This window comes from Exiguobacterium sp. s101 (assembly GCF_018617835.1).
Classification (GTDB): domain Bacteria; phylum Bacillota; class Bacilli; order Exiguobacteriales; family Exiguobacteriaceae; genus Exiguobacterium; species Exiguobacterium marinum.
Genome location: NZ_JACSKX010000011.1, coordinates 17,132 through 40,026 on the forward strand (window position 1 = coordinate 17,132; position 22,895 = coordinate 40,026).

The 22,895-nt window shown below is 46.9% G+C and carries 23 protein-coding genes; 1 reads left to right on the forward strand and 22 read right to left on the reverse strand.

Annotation, left to right across the window (positions count from 1 at the left end; genetic code table 11):
• Positions 1 to 94 precede the first annotated feature (94 nt).
• The 17 genes from recO to KNO76_RS10220 form a co-directional block, all read right to left on the reverse strand.
• Entirely contained in the window at positions 95 to 844 is a 750-nt protein-coding gene (recO, locus tag KNO76_RS10140) for a DNA repair protein RecO (RefSeq protein WP_026825672.1), read from the reverse strand.
• A gap of 3 nt (positions 845 to 847) precedes the next feature.
• Positions 848 to 1,756: a GTPase Era gene (gene era, locus KNO76_RS10145; RefSeq protein WP_214885217.1), complete on the reverse strand. Its 909-nt coding sequence runs from the start codon at positions 1,754 to 1,756 to the stop codon at positions 848 to 850.
• 30 nt (positions 1,757 to 1,786) lie between these two features.
• Positions 1,787 to 2,119 carry a diacylglycerol kinase family protein gene (locus KNO76_RS10150; RefSeq protein ID WP_353047885.1) on the reverse strand — a complete coding sequence of 111 codons (333 nt, stop codon included), beginning with the start codon at positions 2,117 to 2,119 and terminating at the stop codon, positions 1,787 to 1,789.
• An 11-nt stretch (positions 2,120 to 2,130) separates the two neighbouring features.
• Complete coding sequence (ybeY, locus tag KNO76_RS10155) at positions 2,131 to 2,607, reverse strand: rRNA maturation RNase YbeY (RefSeq protein ID WP_214885221.1); 477 nt, start codon at positions 2,605 to 2,607, stop codon at positions 2,131 to 2,133.
• Positions 2,585 to 4,672 (reverse strand): HD family phosphohydrolase, encoded by a 2,088-nt coding sequence (locus KNO76_RS10160; RefSeq protein WP_214885222.1) that lies wholly within the window; start codon positions 4,670 to 4,672, stop codon positions 2,585 to 2,587. The genes ybeY and KNO76_RS10160 overlap by 23 nt, the downstream gene beginning before the upstream one ends.
• A gap of 41 nt (positions 4,673 to 4,713) precedes the next feature.
• Positions 4,714 to 5,685, reverse strand: coding sequence for a PhoH family protein (locus tag KNO76_RS10165; protein WP_026825667.1), 972 nt, complete (start codon positions 5,683 to 5,685; stop codon positions 4,714 to 4,716).
• A 119-nt stretch (positions 5,686 to 5,804) separates the two neighbouring features.
• Positions 5,805 to 6,227, reverse strand: a complete 423-nt coding sequence (locus KNO76_RS10170; protein ID WP_026825666.1) for a hypothetical protein — start codon at positions 6,225 to 6,227, stop codon at positions 5,805 to 5,807.
• Between the two features lie 5 nt (positions 6,228 to 6,232).
• Positions 6,233 to 7,219 (reverse strand): flotillin-like protein FloA, encoded by a 987-nt coding sequence (gene floA, locus KNO76_RS10175; RefSeq protein ID WP_026825665.1) that lies wholly within the window; start codon positions 7,217 to 7,219, stop codon positions 6,233 to 6,235.
• Positions 7,216 to 7,755 carry an NfeD family protein gene (locus KNO76_RS10180; RefSeq protein WP_235181834.1) on the reverse strand — a complete coding sequence of 180 codons (540 nt, stop codon included), beginning with the start codon at positions 7,753 to 7,755 and terminating at the stop codon, positions 7,216 to 7,218. The genes floA and KNO76_RS10180 overlap by 4 nt, the downstream gene beginning before the upstream one ends.
• Positions 7,756 to 7,860: 105 nt before the next feature.
• Positions 7,861 to 8,310 carry a GatB/YqeY domain-containing protein gene (locus tag KNO76_RS10185; protein WP_026825663.1) on the reverse strand — a complete coding sequence of 150 codons (450 nt, stop codon included), beginning with the start codon at positions 8,308 to 8,310 and terminating at the stop codon, positions 7,861 to 7,863.
• Positions 8,311 to 8,343: 33 nt separating this feature from the next.
• Positions 8,344 to 8,538 carry a 30S ribosomal protein S21 gene (gene rpsU, locus KNO76_RS10190; RefSeq protein WP_029334745.1) on the reverse strand — a complete coding sequence of 65 codons (195 nt, stop codon included), beginning with the start codon at positions 8,536 to 8,538 and terminating at the stop codon, positions 8,344 to 8,346.
• 74 nt (positions 8,539 to 8,612) lie between these two features.
• Positions 8,613 to 9,278: a deoxyribose-phosphate aldolase gene (gene deoC / locus KNO76_RS10195; RefSeq protein WP_026825662.1), complete on the reverse strand. Its 666-nt coding sequence runs from the start codon at positions 9,276 to 9,278 to the stop codon at positions 8,613 to 8,615.
• 79 nt (positions 9,279 to 9,357) lie between these two features.
• Complete coding sequence (rarD, locus tag KNO76_RS10200) at positions 9,358 to 10,236, reverse strand: EamA family transporter RarD (protein WP_026825661.1); 879 nt, start codon at positions 10,234 to 10,236, stop codon at positions 9,358 to 9,360.
• A 107-nt stretch (positions 10,237 to 10,343) separates the two neighbouring features.
• Positions 10,344 to 11,501, reverse strand: a complete 1,158-nt coding sequence (locus KNO76_RS10205) for a bifunctional cystathionine gamma-lyase/homocysteine desulfhydrase (RefSeq protein ID WP_214885225.1) — start codon at positions 11,499 to 11,501, stop codon at positions 10,344 to 10,346.
• The gene (locus KNO76_RS10210) at positions 11,467 to 12,405 is read right to left on the reverse strand and encodes a PLP-dependent cysteine synthase family protein (protein ID WP_214885226.1); all 939 of its coding nucleotides are present in this window, start codon (positions 12,403 to 12,405) and stop codon (positions 11,467 to 11,469) included. Before KNO76_RS10210 ends, KNO76_RS10205 begins: the two co-directional genes overlap by 35 nt.
• A 1-nt stretch (position 12,406) precedes the next feature.
• Complete coding sequence (locus KNO76_RS10215) at positions 12,407 to 12,874, reverse strand: S-ribosylhomocysteine lyase (RefSeq protein WP_214885228.1); 468 nt, start codon at positions 12,872 to 12,874, stop codon at positions 12,407 to 12,409.
• Positions 12,861 to 13,514 (reverse strand): class I SAM-dependent methyltransferase, encoded by a 654-nt coding sequence (locus tag KNO76_RS10220; RefSeq protein ID WP_214699069.1) that lies wholly within the window; start codon positions 13,512 to 13,514, stop codon positions 12,861 to 12,863. Before KNO76_RS10220 ends, KNO76_RS10215 begins: the two co-directional genes overlap by 14 nt.
• A gap of 304 nt (positions 13,515 to 13,818) precedes the next feature.
• Between KNO76_RS10220 and KNO76_RS10225 the strand changes: the two genes are divergently transcribed.
• The gene (locus KNO76_RS10225) at positions 13,819 to 17,475 is read left to right on the forward strand and encodes a S8 family serine peptidase (protein WP_214885231.1); all 3,657 of its coding nucleotides are present in this window, start codon (positions 13,819 to 13,821) and stop codon (positions 17,473 to 17,475) included.
• Between the two features lie 47 nt (positions 17,476 to 17,522).
• On the opposite strand, the gene KNO76_RS10230 is transcribed toward KNO76_RS10225, so the two are convergent.
• From KNO76_RS10230 to grpE, 5 genes are all read right to left on the reverse strand, one after another.
• On the reverse strand, positions 17,523 to 18,272 hold the full coding sequence (locus KNO76_RS10230) for a 16S rRNA (uracil(1498)-N(3))-methyltransferase (protein WP_214885232.1): 750 nt from the start codon (positions 18,270 to 18,272) through the stop codon (positions 17,523 to 17,525).
• 3 nt (positions 18,273 to 18,275) lie between these two features.
• A complete protein-coding gene (prmA, locus tag KNO76_RS10235) occupies positions 18,276 to 19,214 on the reverse strand; it encodes a 50S ribosomal protein L11 methyltransferase (protein WP_214885233.1) in 939 nt (312 codons plus the stop codon).
• An 18-nt stretch (positions 19,215 to 19,232) separates the two neighbouring features.
• Positions 19,233 to 20,339, reverse strand: coding sequence for a molecular chaperone DnaJ (dnaJ, locus tag KNO76_RS10240; protein ID WP_026825653.1), 1,107 nt, complete (start codon positions 20,337 to 20,339; stop codon positions 19,233 to 19,235).
• Positions 20,340 to 20,449: 110 nt separating this feature from the next.
• Positions 20,450 to 22,276, reverse strand: coding sequence for a molecular chaperone DnaK (dnaK, locus tag KNO76_RS10245; RefSeq protein ID WP_026825652.1), 1,827 nt, complete (start codon positions 22,274 to 22,276; stop codon positions 20,450 to 20,452).
• 29 nt (positions 22,277 to 22,305) lie between these two features.
• Positions 22,306 to 22,893: a nucleotide exchange factor GrpE gene (grpE, locus tag KNO76_RS10250; protein WP_026825651.1), complete on the reverse strand. Its 588-nt coding sequence runs from the start codon at positions 22,891 to 22,893 to the stop codon at positions 22,306 to 22,308.
• Positions 22,894 to 22,895 lie beyond the last annotated feature (2 nt).

A 22,895-nucleotide genomic window follows, 5' to 3' on the forward strand; every position in this document is an offset into this window, starting at 1 on the left:
AACTCATGACAGGAAGAGTTACTTTTTTCCTTCATCGCGCACGCTATTTCATTTGTCTAATCGTAACTCATCGTATCGAATTCACTATAAAAAGTCAATCCTCATTCAGATGAAGTCGAATCATTTGGTCGAGTACACGCTTTGTCTTCAATCGCAACCCACTATACGATTCCATATATGCATCAAATAGCTGACGTAAAAGAATTCTTGACTCGTCTGATAGCGGTACGTTTCGAAATTCTGATAGATTGTGCTTACTCATCAAATAGAGAAGTTTCGCCAGGCGTTCCGACAGCCGAATCGTTCCTTCTTCTTGATGCCTTGCACATAAAAAGCCACCAGATGCAACAGAGAAGTACATCGGGTCCGTTACGTCCCCGCATCGCACACAACCCGTTAATACAGGGGAAACACCTAACAGATGTAAAATGCGTAATTCAATATGATGGGTGATTACGTCTGCATCCATCCCCGCATTCAACGCTTGGAGAGCATCTTGTAAAATTCGAAACAGTGGACGATTCTGCACCCGATCTTCCACAGAGCGGTCGACAAGCTCTAACCAATACATCGCGTACGACATCCGCACAACATCTTTTCGAATCTCCGGGTAGGAGGTGACGACATCGGACGATTTTAACTGAGCCAGTCCCCGGCTAGACGGAAAAATATATATACCTTCTACGAACGGCTGACTCGAAGCGTGAAATCGGCTGCCCGGTTTCTTTGCGCCTCGTGCCATAATCGCAACTTTGCCGAGTTCTTCTGTAAACAATGTCACGACTTTATTCGATTCACCATAATTGACGGTACGAATGACGACTCCCGTGACTTTTTGTAACATGGCTTAATACTCGTCGTCGCGGAAACCGAGGTCACGTAGCTGACCCATCTTGTTACGCCAGTCTTTCTGAACTTTGACCCAAAGGTTCAAATACACTTTCGTACCGAGAAGAGCCTCGATATCGTGGCGGGCATCTGTTCCGATTTCGCGAAGCATCGTCCCTTCTTTCCCGATAATGATCCCTTTTTGAGAATCCCGTTCCACCATGATCACGGCTTCGACGTCGATCATCTCGGAGTTTTCACGTTTCTTAATCGATTCGATGGCCACAGCGATTGAGTGTGGCACTTCATCGCGTGTCTTATGCAACACTTTCTCACGAATCATCTCAGAGATAATAAAACGCTCCGGATGGTCGGTCACTTGATCGGCAGGATAATACATCGGTCCTTCCGGCAATAACTTTTTGATTTCACCTAAGAGCGGTTCGACGTTATTGCCTTGTAGCGCCGAAATCGGGACGTACGCTGCAAAATCCAGTTCATTCGTATACTGTTCAATCACCTTTGGTAGTTCGTCGGGATGAATTAAATCAATCTTGTTCATAACCAAGATGATTGGTGTATCGAGCCCTTTAAGCTTCTCAATGATAAAATCGTCCCCGGCACCACGAGGTTCAGTCACATTCACCATGAAAAGAATCGCATCGACTTCGCGAAGGGCATTCGTCGCTACTTTCATCATGAAGTCACCGAGACGATGTTTCGGTTTATGGATTCCCGGAGTATCGATGAATATGATTTGTGAATCATCCGTCGTGTATACGCCTTGTACTTTATTTCGTGTCGTTTGCGGTTTATCCGACATGATGGCAATCTTTTGACCAATCACGTGATTGAGGAATGTTGATTTTCCAACGTTCGGTCGGCCAATGATCGACACGAATCCAGATTTAAAATCTTCTTGATACATAGTGCACCTGCTTTCTCAATTTCAGAACTCTTAGTATAGCACGTTCCATAGCCTTGGACCGAATATAATGAGTGCCGTTACGCCAGCACCTATAGAGGCGACTAGTACGGCTCCTGCGGCAACATCTTTCGCTTGCTTCGCGAGCGGATGGACATCTTTCGTGACGAGATCGACCGCTCGCTCGATGGATGTATTCATCAGCTCTAAACTAATGACTGCAACCACCCAACCGAGCAGAATCAAATTTTCACGCACCGACGTTTGTAACCATATCGCAAAGGTGAATACGAGTAGGGCCGATATGAGATGAAGCCGCATATTCCGTTCTGCGCGAACGGCATGCAGAATTCCTTCGCACGCCACTCGGAAGGGTCTCACACGTTGCCCCGCTTCAATTCGAAGTGAGTGAGGACTGCCTCTTGCCTTGTAGTCATCTCCGCTTCATCCTCCGCTGTCATATGATCGTAACCTAATAGATGAAGGAATCCATGGATAGCCAAGAAGCCAAGCTCTCGCTCGAACGAATGACCATAGTCAGCGGCTTGCTCCCGGCAACGTTCTACCGAGATGACCAAATCACCAAGGAGGTGCGGCTCGTCTTCGTCGAGTGTGAAGTCCAACTCATCTTCGCCCATCTCATCAAAGGCAAAGCTAATGACGTCGGTCGGGGCATCTTTCCCTCTCCATTCCCGGTTCACCTCATGAATTTCCGCATTTGTTAAGTAAGTGACCGATAATTCGCTCGGCTCTTCCACCTCTTCTAATTGAGCGGCATGTTGTAAAATCGATTCAACGAGCTCAATTTGAGATGTTGTTAACAGTTCATGTTCATCGTTCGAGATGATTTGCATGTAGTTCTCCCTCTTTCTTTAATTCTGGATATTCAATTCGTTCATGGAACAAACCGGTCAATGTCTCACACGCACTTTCTCCGACAAGCCAAATCTCCTTTGTCGTTAACTCGCATTCTTCAAATTGTCCATCCGCTAACTTATCACGGATGATGGAGCGGACGAGCATCCGAATTTTCTCCGGTGTCGGCTGTTTTTGCGAACGGACGGCTGCCTCAATCGAGTCGACAATCATGACGACTGCCGCTTCACGAGTTTGAGGTTTCGGACCAGGGTATCGGAAGCGAGACTCCAAAGCGTCCTTTTCTTGATCTTCTTTCGCCTTCACATAGAAGTATTTCAATAAAGATGTTCCATGATGCTGTTCAGCAATATCGATAATTTCTTTCGGTAACTTATAGCGCCGCAACAAATCGGCCCCATCGTAAGGGTGAGCCATGATGATATCCGCAGATTCTTCAGGTGTCAGCCGGTCATGCGGATTTCCTCCACCTTGCTGGTTTTCAATGAAGTGAAGCGGTCGCTCCGTCTTCCCGAGGTCGTGATAATAACTTGCGACCCTCGCGAGCAAGCCATCTGCTCCAATTGCTTCACAGGCAGATTCCGCCAAGTTCGCCACCATCATACTATGATGATACGTGCCCGGTGCTTCCATTAATAATTTTCGTAATAATGGATGCGTCGGGCTCATCAACTCGATGAGTCGACTAGACGATAAGACCCCAAACCACGGCTCTAGAAAAGGTAAGAACCCGAACGTCAAGACTATGGATAAAAGGGCGCTGATTACGGCAAATCCCGATAGATACATCGCCATTTCCCATGAGATTTGCACGTTCCGCAACAAGAGCAAGGCAATCACCATGATGATGTTCACGAGACCGAGCAACACACCTGACAAGAACAAACGCTTCCGCTGAATTTTAGGTTCGACCAAAAAGACAGCTAAGAAACTTCCTGTCGCAACGTACACCAAGGTCATGAAATTCGTACTTTGTCCAAAAGTGACAACGATACTCCCGGCAATCATCGTTATAAATGCCGATGCGAGCGCCACTCGTTCATCGATGAGAATCCGCAACAATAATACGACGAACGCGGTCGGTGCCAAGATATATGCGTATGTCGTATAGTCGACCCCGATGTATCCGACACCAAAGAAAATGCCGAGTTGTAAGAGTAATAGCCCATACACCGTTACTAAGATTTTTGGACTCAGCAATAGATCTTTAATCTTTGAACGGATGAGCATAAACAAAAATCCACCGGTCAACAACGCACTGAGTAAGAATGACCCAAATAACGGTGCAAGCGAACGGTTCGGATCAATCGCTCCAGAGAGTTCAAGCTTTCGATACACCTCTCGCGTAACGACTTCTCCTTGGTTTACGAGAAGTTGCCCTTCCTGAATGATGACTGGATCGACCGCATCGACGGCTTCCTGTTCCTTTTGACGGGTCGCCTCGGAATCGAATACATAGTTTGGCACGATGAGTTCATCGCTTAATGTTTTTGAGATGGCCCGGAATTCAAACGAGAGCGGCGATTGATCGATAATCGCAGCCGCTCGGTCCCGAGCCTCGGCAACCGCCTCGGAACTCGTTTCAATCCGATCGTCCATCACTTGCTGTAGTGCGGTCACCGTCACATCCTCGACCGTTTGACGGGTATTTTTGTCGGCTTCAAGAAGCGAATTTAATTCTTCATCAGCGAGAGCCCCATTTGCCTCAGTAGAATTCAGACGATTCTTAATATCTGCAAGTTCCGTCTCGTCATCGGTTTTGTCAAAAGCTGCGAACAATTGCTCGACTTTTGCAATTTGTTGATCAGCGAATTCCCGTCTCAGCGAGAACTGGCTCCCCACACCGTTCGTCACTTCCTGCTTCAACCGTTCGGTCGCCACTCGATCCTCGACAGTGATAGGAGACCGAATATCTTGTTCGGCAATCCCTAGCGGTTCCACACTGATGATGGATGGTCGCACTGTGAAATAAAGAATGGCACCTAATAGTAGGAAGAAAATAAGCGAGATGGTCGCGACGGTCCAGTTTTTAGCTTGCTGCATTCGTGCCCCCCCTTTCACGATTTATGACCTCTTTTGTCTGCTTATGTGATATCTGTACTATAAGCATTGATAATTTTCTTGACGAGTGGATGGCGAACTACGTCCGAGGCACTGAAGTGTTCGAAATGAATCCCGTCCACGCCTTCTAAGAGGTGTAGTGCTTCTTGTAATCCCGACGCCTTCCCTTTTGGTAAATCGACTTGTGTCAAATCCCCTGTGACCACCATTTTTGATCCAAAACCAAGTCGTGTCAAAAACATCTTCATTTGTTCTTTTGTCGTATTCTGAGCCTCATCTAAGATAACGAACGCATCTTCTAGCGTCCGTCCACGCATATAAGCGAGAGGAGCCACTTCAATCGTTCCTCGTTCTAACAGACGGTTCGTCTGTTCAACCCCGTATACATCAAATAAGGCATCATATAATGGACGAAGATATGGATCTACTTTTTCTTTTAAGTCTCCTGGTAAAAAACCTAGGTTTTCACCAGCTTCAACGGCAGGGCGTGTCAGGATGATTCGTTTGACTTGGCCTTCTTTTAACGCTCGAGCGGCTAGAACGACCGCCAAATACGTTTTCCCTGTCCCGGCAGGTCCGATTCCAAAAACGAGGTCCCGTCGTTCAATCGCACGAACATACCGACTTTGCCCAACAGTTTTAGCACGAATCGGTTTCCCTTTGTTCGTCGTGAAGACGACCCGCTCATAATGTTCGAGCAGTTCATCCCCTTTTCCGACTTGGATATGTTGGATGACACTAATGGCGTCACTTTCATTTAGACGCGCACCTTTTTTTACCAATTTTTGCAAAGTAAGAATAACTTGTTTCGTCACCTCTAACGCTTCACTCGAATCGGCTTGGATAATCAACTCCTCACCTCTAGGGATGAGCGCTACTTTTAATTCTGTTTCAACCGCCTGGAACACTTCATCTTTCGGTCCGAGTAAAGCTTGCGCTTCATTCGCTTGTTCCATTACGAATGGTATTTTATCAGTCATAATCAATGGATGCATTGCCCCCTCATAAAATCAGATATTCCTCTTTTACTTTAGCACTATCACGCCTATCGTGAAAGAAAGACCGCGTAATTTCCACATGCAAAAGGCAGTAACATCACGTCACTGCCTTCCTGTTACTTTTTTCGTTTCGAGACTGGAGGTTGTAAAACCTCACTCCAAATGACAGCTTCCCGCATCCGTTTTTTCGAAATTTTCGTTTTTCTCGGTTTTATTTCCTGTGGAATCGGTGGAATTTTAACCGCTTGCTCGAACTGAGCACTCACTTTCGGCATCTCGACTTGACGTTCACGAGGAAGTTGTCGCTCTTCCGTTCGCGCCACTCGTCGTCTCACCTTTTGTGATACAGGCTTCTTCTCTGATTCGGAGTCATCAAACGACGATTCAATTTCTTTCATCACGTCCCCGACCGAATCCAAGTAGCGTTTCAGTTCACTGCTTTGAGGACGGTCGTCAGAGGACGATGACTTTTCAAGCCGCTTCATCACTGCCGAGGCAATACCGAAGGCGGCTAACAAAAGTACCCAAAGTCCATCCATATCAATCACTCGCTATCTGATTCAGAATCGACAGGTGATCCAATCGCTTTTCGCATTTCTGTATCCGCTTGAACGTTCAAGTAATTCACGTAATCCATGACACCTAGCTTTCCGTGACGCAATGCTTCGGCCATCGCGAGCGGGACTTCCGCTTCCGCACTGACGACCTTCGCGCGCATCTCTTCAACAGAAGATTTCATTTCCTGTTCGCGGGCAATCGCCATCGCACGGCGTTCTTCCGCCTTCGCTTGCGCAATCTTTTTGTCCGCTTCGGCTTGGTCAGTTTGTAAAACCGCACCGATATTCTTACCGATGTCGATGTCTGCAATGTCAATCGATAGTATTTCAAACGCTGTCCCCGAATCTAATCCTTTTGTAAGAACGGTACGCGAAATCAAATCTGGATTCTCTAATACATGTTTATGATTGTTTTGAGAACCAATCGTCGATACGACACCTTCTCCGACACGGGCGATAATCGTTTCTTCCCCTGCACCACCGACGAGACGGTCGATGTTGGCCCGTACCGTAATGCGTGCTTTTGCCTTCACTTCAATCCCGTCCATCGCTACACCTGCGATAAATGGTGTTTCAATGACTTTTGGGTTAACCGACATTTGTACGGCTTCAAGTACGTTCCGACCTGCCAAATCGATGGCTGCAGCGCGCTCAAATGATAATTCGATATTTGCACGGTGTGCGGCAATCAACGCGTTCACTACGCGGTCGACGTTACCACCTGCCAAGAAGTGACTCTCTAGCTGATTTGTGTTTAACTCGATTCCCGCCTTGACCGCTTTAATCAACGGGTTGACAATCTTTGATGGAACGACGCGACGAAGGCGCATCCCAATCAATGTGAAGATTGAGACATGAACGCCTGCAGCAAACGAACTGATCCATAATCCAACTGGTACGAACGTGAAGAATATGGCAAGTGCAATTAATCCTCCACCTGTAATGAGTAACGTCGTCAGTAATTCTGGTGTCATTCTGTTACATCCTCCTTCGGTTCTACAAAGTTTCGAACGACAATTCGCCCTGAGTCCACTTTATATACCTGAATTTTTGTCTGCTGATCGAGATAGCTACCTTCTGTCACGACGTCGATTCGTTCTCCGTCAATCTCAGCAGTACCTGCTGGGCGAAGTGGGGTCAAGGTGACACCCACCTTTCCGAGAAGTTGTTTTCGGTCTTCATGGGACAGGTAACCTTTTTCGGTAGATGTCGAATCGGTTAAGATCAACCCTTTATAAATGAGCGGACGATTCGTACTCAAGCGGCGATACGCCCAAAATCCAAGTCCTGTGAGCACCGCTGCCGCCAGACCAACCGAAAGCCACAGCTGACCAATTGTCGCACCAGCCATAATCAAACTGGCAACAACCGCCCCAATACCAAGCAAACCGAACAATCCAAAGCCTGCTACGAACACTTCAATTCCAAGAAGGACGACTCCGACGAAAAAGACTGTCAGAATCACTCCGAGACCAAATGTCATCGTCTTGCTACCCCCTTCCAAATTCAAAGCTATCTCCTATCTCTAGTGTATACGAAACAAGATTGAATGTGGTTTCAGAATACGCAAAAAAAGCAGAAACTTTCGGTTTCCCAAAAAGTTTCTGCTTTTTCATCAATTCGTCAACTGTTGTTTGACGATTCGGTTCACAAGACCACCGTCTGCCTTGCCTTTTACTTGCGGCATGACGACGCCCATCACCTTACCCATATCCGATGGAGCAGATGCGTTCGTTTGAGCAATTGCTGCTTGGACGATCTTAGTCACTTCATCTTCTGAGAGTTGTTCAGGCATATAGGCTTCTAGGACGACAATTTCTTCTGCTACTTTGGAAGCAAGGTCTTCACGACCAGCGCTTTCGAATTCTCGGAGGGAGTCTCTGCGCTGTTTCATCTCTCGGTTGAGCACCGTGAGTTCCTCTTCCTCGGTAAGATCTTGACGGCCTAGTTTGATAGCCTCATTTTGGAGCGACGCTTTCACCATTCGGATCGTCGTAAGACGATCTTTTTGTTTAGCGCGCATGGCTTGCTTCATGTCGTCCGTCAAGCGTTCTTGAAGACTCATGAGCCAACACCCTCTCTACAAATGAAACTGGAATCAGAATTTCTTACGCTTACGCGCAGCTTCTGATTTCAATTTACGTTTTACGCTTGGCTTTTCGTAGTGACGACGTTTACGAACTTCGGCAAGTGTGCCATCTTTCGAAACACCGCGTTTGAAACGACGAAGAGCGTCTTCAAGCGATTCGTTTTTACGGACACGAGTTTCCACTAGTTTTCCCTCCCTCCGAATTACACGACTAAGGAAACGTGTTTCACACGTCATATCATATTATAGTGAAATTAAGTCGTGTGGTCAACCACTTATTAATAGTCGCTGTCTGAACGTCCACCAGTGACAATCGCAATACCTGCTGATGCACCGATTCGTGTAGCTCCAGCATCAATCATCGCCTTTGCACCTTCGAAGTCACGAACACCACCTGAAGCTTTTACGCCGAGGTCTGGTCCAACTGTTTCGCGCATGAGGCGAATGTCTTCGACAGTTGCTCCACCAGTTGAGAAACCAGTTGATGTTTTCACGAAATCTGCTCCAGCCTTAACTGAAAGTTCAGCAGCTTTCTTGATTTCTTCTTTAGTAAGCATGCATGTTTCAAAGATGACTTTGACAAGTGTACCGTTTGCCGCTTCAACAACCGCACGGATGTCACGCTCTACGAGATCGTAGTCGCCGTCTTTGAGTGCTGCGATGTTGATGACCATGTCAACCTCATCTGCACCATTTGCGATCGCGTCTTTTGTTTCGAACGCTTTCACCTCAGGTGTGTTCGCTCCAAGCGGAAAACCGATGACCGTGCATACTTTGACGTCATCATCTGATTTGAGCTCTTGCGCAGCATACTTGACCCAAGTCGGGTTGACACAAACACTCGCGAATTTGTACTCGAGCGCCTCTGCACATAGTTTTGTAACCTGGTCTTTTGTTGTTTCAGCTTTCAATGCTGTGTGATCGATATAACGGGCTAATTCCATTATTCATTTCCTCCTCTGACATATAAGTCTGACATCTAACATATTACCATGTTTTTTTGAGATGTAACAGCTTTCAAATTCAAATTAACTGACGACGTTTACGGGCAACGACCCAACTGTTCCAACTGAAGAAGAAAATAGCGAGCCAAATGCAGGTGAAGGCAAAGATATGATACGACGTAAACGGTTCATGGTACATGACGACCCCGATAATCAAGCTAAGTGTCGGTGCGATAAATTGAAGAAACCCGACGAGAGTGAATGGAATCTGTTGTGCCCCATACCCGAACAAAAGAAGTGGTAACGCCGTGACTACGCCCGTCCCGAGGAGCGCAACCCAAATCACAGGAGACACATCAAAAGCGATGTTGTCGGTGACGACTTGATTCCCGAGGAAGAGCAGCGCCACAGGGACGACTGCTAACGTTTCAATCCCTAGGCTGACTGTCGAGGCAAGGGGGCGTCGTTTTTTCACCATCCCATAAAATCCGAACGTACTCGCTAAAACGAATGAGATCCAAGGGAACGAGCCGTATCCTAACGTCAATACGAGTACCCCAACCGAGGCAATTCCGACAGCTATCCATTGGACTCGGTTTAATGATTCCCGAAATACGAGCACCCCTAACACCATACTGACAAGTGGATTTATGTAATACCCAAGAGACGCTTCGATAATATATCCGTGATTGACTGCCCATATGTACACAAACCAGTTTGCGCTAACGATGAATCCGTTTAACATGAATGCGTTTCGCGTAGCACGATGTCGAAGGGCGTAACCGAACTCTTTCCACTGATTTGTCCATCTCAGGACGAGTAAGATAAATAAAAATGACCAAACGATTCGATGCGCCAAAATTTGACCGCTCGGCACTTCTTGTAAAAATTTCCAATAAATCGGAAGGACGCCCCACATGACGTAGGCCCCGATTGTCGTCAACACTCCCTTATTCACACGTTCACCCGCTCTCTTTCAAGTTAAAAACAGTTTAGTCGATGAAAGACTTCCGATACAATACTTTTTTCTCATGAAAAAAGGACGCGAAAACGCGCCCTGACTGTTTATTGCTTCACTTGCTCGATCGCCGACAAAGCTTGCGCCAAATCTTCCATCAAGTCATCAATGTCTTCGAGTCCGACCGAAATACGAACGAGCCCATCGGTGATTCCGAGTTCCGCTCGACGTTCAGCCGGAATCGACGCATGTGTCATGCGGGCCGGAACACTGATCAAGCTCTCTACTGCACCTAAGCTCTCAGCAAGCGTAAAGTATTTCGTCTTCGCGACCATCATTTCCGCCGCTTCCGCTGAACCAACATCGAATGCAATCATCCCACCGAACCCGCGCGCTTGAGATAAATGTATACGTTTCGCTTCTTCACTTGAAACACTTGGGTGGAGCACACGGGACACGCTCTTTTTAGATTGTAAAAATTCGACCAATGCACGAGCATTTGATTCAATTTCCTCCATCCGGACGGCCAGCGTCTTGATGCCTCGAACAACAAGGAAGCTGTCTTGTGGTCCGAGTACTGCCCCAACAGAGTTTTGAAGGAAGGCCAAAGCCTCGCCTTGTTCTTCCGTACGAGCGACAACTACTCCCGCCACGACGTCACTATGTCCACCCAAGTACTTCGTTGCACTGTGGAGGACATAGTCTGCTCCAAGATCGATTGGATTTTGGAAATAAGGCGTCATGAACGTGTTATCCACGACGAGTGGGACGTCTGCCTCATCTGCAATCGTGCGCATCGCGCGAATGTCCGTCACATTTAGAAGCGGGTTGGTCGGTGTTTCGACATAAATCATTTTCGTGTTCGTTTGAAGCGCATTCCGAACCGCTGTTTCATCGGATGTATCGACAAAAGTTGCTTCCAAGCCTCGTGACTGAAATACTCGATTGAATACACGGTATGTTCCTCCATACACGTCAGATCCGACGATGACGTGGTCTCCTGATTTTAGTAGCATGAGCACCGTCGAGATGGCTGCCATCCCAGAACCAAATGCAAAGCCTTGTACACCGCCTTCAATGTCGGCAATGAGTGTCTCGAGCGCTGTTCGCGTCGGGTTTGCCGACCGAGAATACTCGTATCCTTCTCGTAAGTTCCCGATCCCGTCTTGCTTGTATGTGCTCGTTTGATAAATCGGTGGTGTGACGGCTCCTGTCAATGGATCTGTCGTCTTACCGCCGTGAATGAGTGCTGTCTTTGTACGCATGTTCTGCCTCCTTGACAATTCCTTGACTTAAATATCGTTCTGCACTGTCCGGCAAGATTGTGACAATCGTGCCTTCCGTCAATTGATTTGCTTCCTTTACACACGCTGCGATGGCGGCACCTGATGAACTACCGATGAGCAGTCCTTCCTGTTTCGCCAAATGTGCCACATAGTAGAACGCTTCTTCATCCGTGATCGTATGGATCGCATCCACATAAGACCGCTCCAAAAATGGTGGCCATTTCTCAACGCCGATTCCTTCCGTTTTATGAAGGCCCGGTTCACCACCGTTTAAAACCGATCCGACCGGCTCCACAACGACAGTTCTCGTACCGAGAGGTTTCAGCGTTTGCGCGACACCAGTGAACGTTCCTCCCGAACCAGCTCCGGCTATGAACACGTCAATCCGAGGCAGGTCGTTTAGAAGTTCACGAGATAGAATGTCAACGTATGCGTCCGGGTTGTCCCGGTTTGAGAACTGTTCCGGGACATAGGCGTCATGCTCTTTCGCCAATTCGACCGCGTGATGGATTGCGCCTTTCATCCCAAGTTCTGTCGGCGTGTTGACGACCGTGGCCCCCAAGAGTCGCATGAGCGCTTGTTTCTCTTGACTAAACTTTTTAGGGGTTACGGTAAAAAGACTAATCCCGAACCGTTGGCAAGCAAGGGCGAGACCAATCCCGGTGTTCCCGGCTGTCGGTTCGATCACCGTGCCACCTGGTGCGACATCTCCGCGCTCAATTGCTCGTTCAATCAAATTCATGCCGAGTCGGTCTTTCACACTTCCACCCGGATTCATCATCTCGAGCTTTCCGTACACTTTGACATTTGCGGGTACGGGAAGTGAATGGAGTTCAATGAGCGGTGTATCCCCGATGAGCTCGTAGACGTCACGGACAATCATCTTACGCTTCGTCCTTAAAGATAATATGCCACTCGTCTCGCTTTGCGAGCATATCTGAAGCTAACTTCTTTGCTCCTTCAAAATCATGATGGTTTGCGCTTCCACATTGTACGGGGTTTTGTGCCGGCAATTCCTCTGCATTCATCGCATCGCGTAAAGTGGCTTCCACCAAATCGATTATTCGGTCATAATCCCCGTCATTCAACATCGTCCAATAGAATCCTGTCTGGCATCCCATAGGTGAAACATCAACGATATCATTTGAATGATTACGACTGTTTTCCGCAATCAAATGTTCGAGTGAGTGAACCGCACGCATTGGCATGAGGCCTTCGTTCGGTTGAATGAAACGAATATCATATTTATAGATCGTGTCAGCTGACCCCTCTTTCACGCCAGCCAGACAAACATACGGAGCCTGAACTTTCGTATGATCTAAGTTAAAACTTTCAACGTTATATGTTTTCATGTGTAATTCCTCCTCGATACTTAGTGGCTACTACGAGCCATACGAACTTATTTTTTTGCGTCATCATCACGTTATAACCATTCGCTTCTAACATAGAACGAATCGTTGTCGTATATGGATAGTATTCACGATTCAAGTCTTCAACTAGGTCTGAGTAACTGTTAGCCTTCGCCCAATCGATGATGTCCTGACGGGATGCCGGAGATTCAAACATCGTGTCGAGCAACACGAACTTCGGATGTCCCCATTCTCCGACATATTGACGAATCGCCGTCTCCTTTTCAGAATCCTTCAAATGATGAAAAGCATACGACGACACGACCGTATCGACTTGTGAAAAGTCTGGATATCGGAGAAAATCGCCTTCCTGAACTTCAATACCTAATTTGTCAATCGCAATCTGCCGCATCTCCGGAGACGGTTCAATCGCGATCAACGGATGTCCTTTTAGAATGCGACTACTCAGGTTACCCGTCCCTACACCGAACTCAAGCACCGTTCCTTCAACGTGTAGCGCAACTTCATCCAACATTTGTTCATACTCAACAAACACCTCATGATATTGCTCGTCATGACCTTCGACAGCCGTATCGTAATCTTTTGCCCAATCTTTAAAGATGTCCATGAATGGTAAGTTCATAGCGCCACCCCAATCTTTATCCTTACTAATTTGATATGTATTATCGGCATTTAACATTAACGCTAGATTACCAGGTTTTTTTACTCGTTTCAAGTCGTTAGCTAGATTTTTTATTCTATCTATAAAGGATATAGGCCTTATGTGTTAGGCCTTTAGTAATTGTCAGAACATTAAAATTTGTGCAAAAACACTCCCCTATTTTACAAAAAAATCCACCGTTATTATGTTAAATAGCGTTATGATAGTCTTCAATGTTAGGAATCGCTTTTTTACAAATAATAACAAATCACAGGGGGCTAACACGTTGTTACGTAAAAAAATCTATCTGAACGCATCACTCGCCACATGTATCGCATTATCACCAGCACTGATTCAAGCTAGTACATCATCTGTTTCAGCAGAAGCATCCGCAAAACCAAAACTTGTGCTCGAAAAGAAGCAGAAAAAAGTAAGGGTCGTGGTTGAACTCGTAGGAGACCCAGCGATTGCAGAAGCTGCTCAAAAAGGAAAAAAATTTAATGAATTAACAAAATCGGAACAAAACAAGGCTCAAGAATCTGTGGAGTCCGAACAAAAACGGGCCGAGTCTGCTCTAAAGAAACAAGGGGTGACCGCTTCTCCGATTGAAGAGTTCACAACTGTCTTTAACGGCTTCTCAACGTTCCTGTCAACAAGTGAAATTGCTAAAGTCGAAGCGTTACCTGAAGTCGCGACCGTTCACATCGTCAACGAATATGAGCGTCCAGAAGTGAAGCCAGATATGATCACGAGTAACGGGATGGTCCAAGCTGAGCAAACATGGGGTGATTATGGATTTGCAGGCGAAGGGACAGTCGTCGCTGTCATCGACTCAGGAATTGACGCTGATCATCGTGACTACCGAATCACAGACGCAAAAATGGCAGAATTGACGAAATCAGAAGTCAATCAGGCAATTGCATCATTCGATTTACCTGGAGCTTTTGTGAACGAGAAAGTTCCATACGCTTATAACTATTACGATGAGAACGATGATATTAAGGATGATTCTCCAGGCGCATCGATGCACGGTCAACACGTCTCAGGAACGGTTGCCGCGAATGGTGACTTGGAAAATGGAGGCATCAAAGGTGTCGCTCCAGAAGCACAAATCTTAGGTTTGAAAGTATTCAGTAACGATCCAAATTACGCATCTACATATGGTGATATTTATATTAAAGCGATTGATGATGCAATCAAGCTCGGAGCGGACGTCATCAACATGAGTCTCGGTTCTACCGCTGGATTTGTGAATGCTGATTCTCCAGAGCAACAAGCCGTTCAACGCGCCGTCGACAACGGAATCTTCATGTCGATTTCCGCAGGGAACTCCGCATACTTCGGTCACGGATTCGACTTGCCGACCGCTTCAAACCCAGATACGGGCGTCGTTGGGGCACCAAGTGTCAGTCAAGCGTCAACATCGGTTGCGTCTCTTGAGAACGATCAAATTCAATTGGATGCATTTCGCGTCGGGAATGAAAAAATCGGATGGAAGAAGCAAGACGGTCCTGCTTTCAAGGAAGGTACATATGACATCGTATATGTCGGAGACGGACAATCGGAAAATTATGAAGGGAAAGACGTAAAAGGAAAACTCGTCCTCGCCGTGCGTGACGGCGGATACTTCTATTCGAAGATTCAAAAAACTGCTGAGGAACAAGGCGCAGCAGGTGTCATCGTTCGAGGCGCTGTCTCACATGGTGATTATGTATCGATGGCACTCGATCAACCTCAAATCCCAATGGCTTCACTCAGCATTCAGGATGGGAATGAACTTAAAGACAAATTAGCTGAAGGTCCACTTCAAGTAACGTTTGCCGGTGACCGGATCAGTGTCAACAACCGTTCAGCCGGTGCGATGTCTGATTTCACCTCATGGGGTGTCACACCAAACCTTGACTTCAAGCCAGAACTTTCTGCACCAGGCGGTCAAATTTTCTCTACGTTCAACGACAACCAATATGGGTTGATGAGTGGAACATCAATGGCAGCACCGCACGTTGCCGGAGGGGCAGCCCTCGTTCTTGAGCGTGTGGACCGCGACTTCAAGTTGAGTGGAAAAAATCGTGTCACGATGGCAAAGAACTTGTTACTCAACACATCAAAGCCTGTCACGGATATCGGACCATATAACCAGGAATTGAAACAGTCTCTTCCGTACTCACCACGTCGTGCGGGAGCCGGTCTCATGCAACTTCATGCGGCCGTCACGTCCCCAGCTGTCGCGTATGAGAAGAAGACGAAAGAAGCAAAAGTTGCTTTAAAAGAATTATCGAAGAGTAAAGCCTCATTCAAAATCGTCGTTGAGAATATGTCAAACGAATCATTGACGTATGATGTGGCAGCATCTCTGCAAACTGATCTCGCTGTCAAAAACAAAGACGGGGTCATCCAAAATGCAATGGAAGCCCAGGCTCTTCAACAAGCGATCATTAAAATCAACGGTGACAACACGAGTAAAGTCACGTTGAAAGCAAAACAGAAGAAAGAGATTACAGTCTCAATCGATGTATCGAAAGCAAAAGTACTCAACCCTGAAACATTGGACGGAGCCGTATCTGCTAAATCCGTCTTTGAGAACGGCTATTTCGTTGATGGATTCCTTCGTTTGACAGACCCACGTGGGACAGACGGTCATCCATCACTCGTCGTTCCGTTCGTTGGATTCGAAGGAGACTGGGGAAAAGCACCGATCTTTGACGATACGATTTATGGGGAAGGCGCATTCTACGGCGTCTCTGGATTGGTCGATGCAGAAGGAAACTACTTAGGTGAAAAGCTAGATGAATCTATGGCTGGTGAAGCGGTTGCCATCTCACCAGATGGAGACGGATCGAAAGACACTGCAACTCCAGTCTTCTCGCTATTACGTAATGCGAAAGACATCAAATATCGGGTCGTAGATGAGAAAGGGAACGTCCTTCGCACCCTCAAGATGGAAGACGAATTGAGAAAGAATTACTTCGACGGTGGAAGTGGCGATTATTACTATTACGCAGCGGATAACGCTTGGGATGGAAAATTGAATGGAAAGATGGCGCCAAAAGGCACATATTACTATGAGATTGAAGCAAGCATTGATTACATGAAGAAACAGGCTCAAACATTGCGCATCCCTGTCAAAGTGGATTACACAGACCCACGCTTCACCCTTCGTTGGGACGATAACGTAGCAAGCGTCAAAGCATCGGATGACTTTGCGGGAATCAATGGGATTGAATTCCTTCTTAACGGTGAAGTCGTTGAGAAAGAAGCGGACGATACAGCTACCTTCACACTCGATACTCCAATCGAATCAACAGACCAACTCGCTGTTCGTGTATCGGATAATGCTGGAAATGTGATCACTCGAAATGTTTCTACAGAAAATGATGCGGTCAAACCTGGAGTCTTTGTCGATGCACCACTCGCCTTGTCTCCATATGGTACATCGATTGTACCGTTAATCGGTCAAATCAAGGATGCCTCTGAAATCGCCTCGTTCAAAGTAGACGGAGTCGAAGTGCCACTCAAATATGATGCGACGTCAGAACAATACACGTTCAATACGACTCGAACATATAAAGATGGATTCCATAAAGTTCGCTTCATCGCAGAAGATACTGCAGGAAACATGACAAACTTCGTCCGTCCAATCTTTGTCGATTCGACGAAAGCAAAATTATACGTGACAAACGTGCCGAAGAACGTTTCGGCTAAGCAGAACTCTGTAAAAGTCAAAGTCAAAGTGACTGACAATTTTGATGAAATTAAACTTCGTGTCAATGGTGACTTGCAATGGAGCCAATCCATGAAAGAACCATATGCGATGAGAGCTTCCTCACGAACTGGAACAATCACACTCCCTGTGACAACAAAAGGAACAAATACCTTCACATTTGAAGTGACCGACCTTGGTGGGAACGTCACGAAGAAAGTGATTTCGATCAACAAAAAATAAGCGACATCAAAAAACGGATGACCTCAATCGGGTCATCCGTTTTGGTGTCATTTGTTTAGTTCAAGCGCGAAAGAGATTGCAGACAATGCATAGAGCGGCGCCGTTTCAGACCGAAGAATGCGTGGACCGAAAGCACAGGCTGTCGCTCCCGCATCAATCAATTGCTTGATTTCTGTCACATCGAATCCACCTTCAGGTCCCGTGATGACGAGAAGGCGTTGTTTCGGTTTCAGTTGACTTAATAATTGCGCGAACGCAGACTGTTCACCTTCTTTTGCCGACTCTTCATACGCGATGATGACGACATCATAGCCATCGATTTTCTGATTAAGCTCTTTAGGAGAAATGTACGCGCAAGTCGGTACAACGGCACGATATGATTGTTCAGCCGCCTCTTGCATAATCTTTTGAATCCGTTCCACTTTTTTCGGAGCTTTTTTCCCGTCCCACTTGGCGACAGAACGGGTCGATTCGAACAACAGAAGGTGGTGGACGCCAAGTTCGGTCGCTTTTTGAGCGACAAGTTCGACCTTATCACCTTTAGGAAGCGCGTAGGCGAGCGTAACCTCAATCGGTAACTCAGTCGTCGCCTGTCGTGTCGATAGAACCTTCGCTTCTCCAGATTTCCCCTCAAGCGATGTCACGACACACGCATATTCATTTCCCGCACCGTCCAAAAGGACCATCTCATATCCGGGACCTTGCCTTAGGACTGTACCGATATGATGAACCACATCTGGAGGAAGCCTCACCGTTTCACCTGCAAATGATTCTCGTGTCAAAAAGTAACGTTGCATGATTTACCCCTTCTTAGCGATAATCGCGACCCAATCTTCCATCACGCGTGTCTCTTCAATCTCAAAGCCTGCAGCGACCAAGGCGTTCGTTACTTCAGCTCGTTTCTCTCCGATAATTCCAGAAGTGATGAAGTGACCACCAGATTTCGTACGCGCGTAAGCATCTTCGATGAAGAGAAGGATGACGTCGGCGAGAATATTCGCAACGACCAAATCGTACTCTCCTTCTACACCTTTTAATAGATCTCCCGTCGTCACTTGAACGAGCTGTTCGGCACCGTTCGTCTCTACATTTTGACGAGCAGCTTCTACTGCGACTGAATCTAAGTCGAGCGCCTTTACACTCGTTGCTCCAAGTTTAGCAGCCGCAATCGACAATACTCCTGAACCTGTACCAACATCGATGACATGGTCACCCTCTTGGATATAGTTCTCGATTGCCTGGATGCAGAGCATTGTCGTCGGATGTGTTCCAGTTCCAAACGCCATTCCCGGATCGAGGAGAATCACGTTCTCTTCCGGTTGCGGTGTATACTCTTCCCATAGAGGGACAATCGTCAACTGTTGTGAAATCTTGACTGGCTTATAGTATTGTTTCCAAGAGTGCGCCCAGTCCTCTTCGTCGATTTCAGCGACCGTGATTTCACCCGAACCAATATCAAGCATACTGCGAAGTCGTTCGATTTCTTTTCCCAAGTTCGAAAGCACATCTTGAAAATCACTTGAAGCTGGCACATATGCTTTGACGTGTACACCAGAAGTAGGATATGTTTCACGATCTGAAACGTCCCAAATCTCTCCGAAATGGTCTTCGGCCATCATTCGGTCAAAATCTTCGACGTCCTCGATGACGACACCTTGTGCCCCCACTTCGTGTAGTAAATTTGATACGGCTTCTACCGCAAGTTGTGTCGTGTGAACACAAATTTCAGACCATTTCATCGATTGCACACTCCTTTTTTAGTGACTAAAGAACTTTTTCATTTTTTGGAACATACCATGTTCCTCTTCTACCCCAGACTCACCGCTAATTTCTTCAAATTCACGAAGCAATTCTTTTTGACGATCTGTCATATGTTTCGGTGTCATCACGATGACACTGACAAATTGGTCACCGTTTGCGCCTCCGCGTAGACTCGGCATCCCTTTTCCACGTAAACGGAATTTTGAACCGGTTTGTGTTCCCGCAGGTACTTTCAAACTCACGTTGCCATGAACAGTCGGGACTTCGATTTCTGCACCGAGAGCCGCCTGAGCGAACGTGACCGGCATTTCCATTGAAATGTGTTGGTCGACACGGTCAAAAATTTCGTGGGCTCTTACACGAATAACAACGTATAAGTCTCCCGCTGGTCCACCGTTCACACCCGGGCCGCCTTTTCCAGATAAACGAATCTGCTGACCGTTATCGATACCAGCAGGAATTTTAACTTCAACCGATTGCTTCTTCTTCACATGACCTGAACCATGGCAAGTCGAACATTTTTCTTTAATCGTCTTACCTGTACCATGACATTGACTACATGGACGTTGATTGACCATACGACCAAGAACCGTATTTTGTTCGACTGTTTCGACTCCACTGCCGCCACATCGGTTACACGTTTCTGGTTTTGTTCCGGGTTTTGCCCCACTTCCCATACACGTATCACATTCGACTTCGATTTCGAGTTCAATCGTCTCAGTCTTCCCGGTCACACTCTCCATGAAATCAAGATCGACCACGTACTGATAGTCTTCTCCTCGTCGAGGTGCGTTTGGGTCTTGACGGCGTCCGCCGCCTCCGAAGAACATATCAAAAATATCTCCGAATCCGCCTTGGAAATCGCCACCGCCTCCGAATTGATTAGCTCCTTCAAAACCGAATCGGTCATATTGAGCCCGTTTCTGTTCATCAGAAAGCACCTCGTACGCTTCACCGATTTCTTTGAACTTTTCAGCAGCATCTGCCTCTTGGTTGATGTCTGGATGATATTGACGGGCCAACTTACGGTATGCCCGCTTGATTTCTTGTGCTGAGGCCGACTTGTCGAGCCCTAGCACTTCATAATAATCTCGTTTCGCCACTTTTCTCGCTCCTATCCTCACTAACTTCGTATCGATTTTACCGATTCTACCTTAACATGGAAAGAGCCAAAGCAGAAACCTGCTTTGGCGCTCTCCTTTACAACGGCTGGTTATTTACGGTCGTCGAGATCCTCAAACTCTGCGTCCACGACATCATCGTCCTGTTTCGCTTCTGTTTGTGGTTCTGCGCCTTCAGCACCTTGCTGTTCAGCCATTTTAGCATATACTTTTTGTGTCAACTCTTGAACGACAGCTGATAATTCGTCTTTGGCTGTCCGGATTTCCTCAAGGTCTGAACCTTCGAGAGCCGTTTTCGTTTTTTCTTTCGCAGCTTCCGCTTTTTCTTTATCTGCCTCTTCGACTTGCTCGCCAAGGTCTTTGATTGCCTTGTCAGTCGCAAAGACGAGTTGGTCTGCTTCGTTGCGGAGCTCAGCTTCTTCTTTACGTTGGTTATCAGCTTCCGCGTTCGCTTCCGCTTCTTTTACCATGCGCTCGATTTCCGCTTCATCGATACCTGAAGAGGATTGAATCGTAATCGATTGCTCTTTGTTCGTACCAAGGTCTTTTGCCGATACGTGAACAATTCCGTTAGCATCGATGTCGAATTTAACTTCGACTTGCGGCACACCGCGTGGTGCCGGCGGGATGTCCGTCAATTGGAAGCGACCGAGCGTCTTGTTATCAGGCGCCATCGGACGTTCCCCTTGAAGGACGTGGATATCAACAGCTGGTTGGTTATCCGCTGCAGTCGAGAAGACTTGTGATTTTGATGTTGGGATTGTCGTGTTACGATCAATCAATTTCGTCATCACGCCGCCCATTGTTTCAATACCGAGTGAGAGTGGCGTCACATCAAGAAGAACGACATCTTTCACGTCACCTGCAAGAACCCCACCTTGGATGGCTGCACCGAGTGCAACAACTTCATCCGGGTTAACCCCTTTGAACGGTTCTTTCTTCGTAAAGTCGTGGATTGCTTTTTGAACGGCAGGAATACGTGTCGAACCGCCGACAAGAATGATCTTGTCAAGATCAGATGGTGTGAGTCCTGAGTCCTTCAAAGCACGGCGAGTCGGTTCCATCGTGCGTTCGACAAGATCGGCCGTCAACTCTTCAAACTTCGCACGCGTGAGTGTCATCTCCAAGTGGAGGGGACCTGCTTCACCAGCTGTGATGAACGGAAGACTGATGTGCGCACTTGTGACACCTGAAAGGTCTTTCTTCGCCTTTTCCGCCGCATCTTTCAAACGCTGAAGCGCCATCTTATCTTTTCCGAGGTCGATTCCGTTCTCTTTTTTGAATTCTGCAACGAGGTAGTCGATGATTTTTTGGTCGAAGTCATCTCCACCGAGACGATTGTCACCTGCTGTTGCGACAACTTCGAATACACCGTCACCAAGTTCAAGAATTGACACGTCGAACGTACCGCCACCGAGGTCATAAATCAAAATCGTGTGATCTTCACCTTTATCTAAACCGTATGCGAGCGCAGCCGCTGTCGGTTCGTTGATAATACGTTTTACATCGAGACCAGCGATTTTACCTGCATCTTTTGTCGCTTGGCGTTCTGCATCATTGAAGTATGCAGGAACTGTGATAACTGCTTCCGTTACCGTTTCACCGAGATAGTCTTCAGCATCTTTCTTCAACTTTTGCAAGATAATTGCTGAGATTTCTTGTGGTGTGAATTTCTTATCGTCTACGTCAACCGTGTGTGATGTTCCCATATGACGCTTGATTGATTGGATCGTGTTCGGGTTTGTGATGGCCTGACGTTTTGCGACCTCACCTACCTGGCGCTCTTCACCTTTGAACGCGACAACAGAAGGCGTCGTACGGTTCCCTTCTGCGTTTGAGATGACGACCGCTTCGCCACCTTCCATCACTGCCACACATGAGTTTGTAGTCCCTAAGTCAATACCGATAATTTTACCCATCGTTCATTCCTCCATCTCGTTAAGTAATGTTATTCTGCAACTTTTACCATACTCGGACGAATAACTCGACCGTGCATCGTGTATCCTTTTTGAAGCTCCATCGTCACGATGCCTGATTCATACTTATCACTAGGCTCTTGCATGACTGCTTGATGGTAGTTTGGGTCGAACGGCTGTCCGACCGCCTCGATTGCTTCGACTTGCTCAACGTTCAAGACGTCGAGTAATTGACGATGAACCATGTCAACGCCCGCTTGAAGTTGCTTCGCATCTTCTGAAGTTGCCTCTACTTGAAGCGCTCGCTCAAAGTTATCAATAAGCGGAATCAATTTTTCAATGACAGACTGTGAAGCAAATTTGACGCGCTTGGCGTTCTCTTCGTTCGTCCGACGACGGAAGTTGTCAAAGTCGGCGCGAATTCGGAGCTCGCTCGCTTTCAACGCTTCGATTTCTTTTTGTAAGTCCGTCCCCTCAGAACTTTCTTCCACAATCTCAGCATTTAAAACCTCGTCTTCCGTTGATTCAGTTGACCCGTTCTCTTCTGTTTGTGTCGGGTCTACAGATTTTTCTTCAAGCACGTCTTCTTGCTCGCGCCCGTTTTGATGATCTGCTGTCATAA

Coding starts and splice junctions, on each gene's coding strand:
- KNO76_RS10160 (WP_214885222.1), bottom strand. CDS start 4,672: ATGCAGCAAGCTAAAAACTGGACCGTCGCGACCATCTCGCTTATTTTC.
- KNO76_RS10220 (WP_214699069.1), bottom strand. CDS start 13,514: ATGAACTTACCATTCATGGACATCTTTAAAGATTGGGCAAAAGATTAC.
- ybeY (WP_214885221.1), bottom strand. CDS start 2,607: ATGCAAATCATCTCGAACGATGAACATGAACTGTTAACAACATCTCAA.
- grpE (WP_026825651.1), bottom strand. CDS start 22,893: ATGACAGCAGATCATCAAAACGGGCGCGAGCAAGAAGACGTGCTTGAA.
- KNO76_RS10205 (WP_214885225.1), bottom strand. CDS start 11,501: ATGCGTACAAAGACAGCACTCATTCACGGCGGTAAGACGACAGATCCA.
- era (WP_214885217.1), bottom strand. CDS start 1,756: ATGTATCAAGAAGATTTTAAATCTGGATTCGTGTCGATCATTGGCCGA.
- KNO76_RS10170 (WP_026825666.1), bottom strand. CDS start 6,227: ATGGATGGACTTTGGGTACTTTTGTTAGCCGCCTTCGGTATTGCCTCG.
- KNO76_RS10165 (WP_026825667.1), bottom strand. CDS start 5,685: ATGCATCCATTGATTATGACTGATAAAATACCATTCGTAATGGAACAA.
- deoC (WP_026825662.1), bottom strand. CDS start 9,278: ATGGAATTAGCCCGTTATATCGATCACACAGCATTGAAAGCTGAAACA.
- recO (WP_026825672.1), bottom strand. CDS start 844: ATGTTACAAAAAGTCACGGGAGTCGTCATTCGTACCGTCAATTATGGT.
- prmA (WP_214885233.1), bottom strand. CDS start 19,214: ATGAAATGGTCTGAAATTTGTGTTCACACGACACAACTTGCGGTAGAA.
- KNO76_RS10210 (WP_214885226.1), bottom strand. CDS start 12,405: ATGATTGTCCGTGACGTCTACGAGCTCATCGGGGATACACCGCTCATT.
- KNO76_RS10185 (WP_026825663.1), bottom strand. CDS start 8,310: ATGAGTCTTCAAGAACGCTTGACGGACGACATGAAGCAAGCCATGCGC.
- KNO76_RS10215 (WP_214885228.1), bottom strand. CDS start 12,874: ATGAAAACATATAACGTTGAAAGTTTTAACTTAGATCATACGAAAGTT.
- floA (WP_026825665.1), bottom strand. CDS start 7,219: ATGACACCAGAATTACTGACGACGTTACTCATTACAGGTGGAGGATTA.
- KNO76_RS10230 (WP_214885232.1), bottom strand. CDS start 18,272: ATGCAACGTTACTTTTTGACACGAGAATCATTTGCAGGTGAAACGGTG.
- dnaK (WP_026825652.1), bottom strand. CDS start 22,276: ATGGGTAAAATTATCGGTATTGACTTAGGGACTACAAACTCATGTGTG.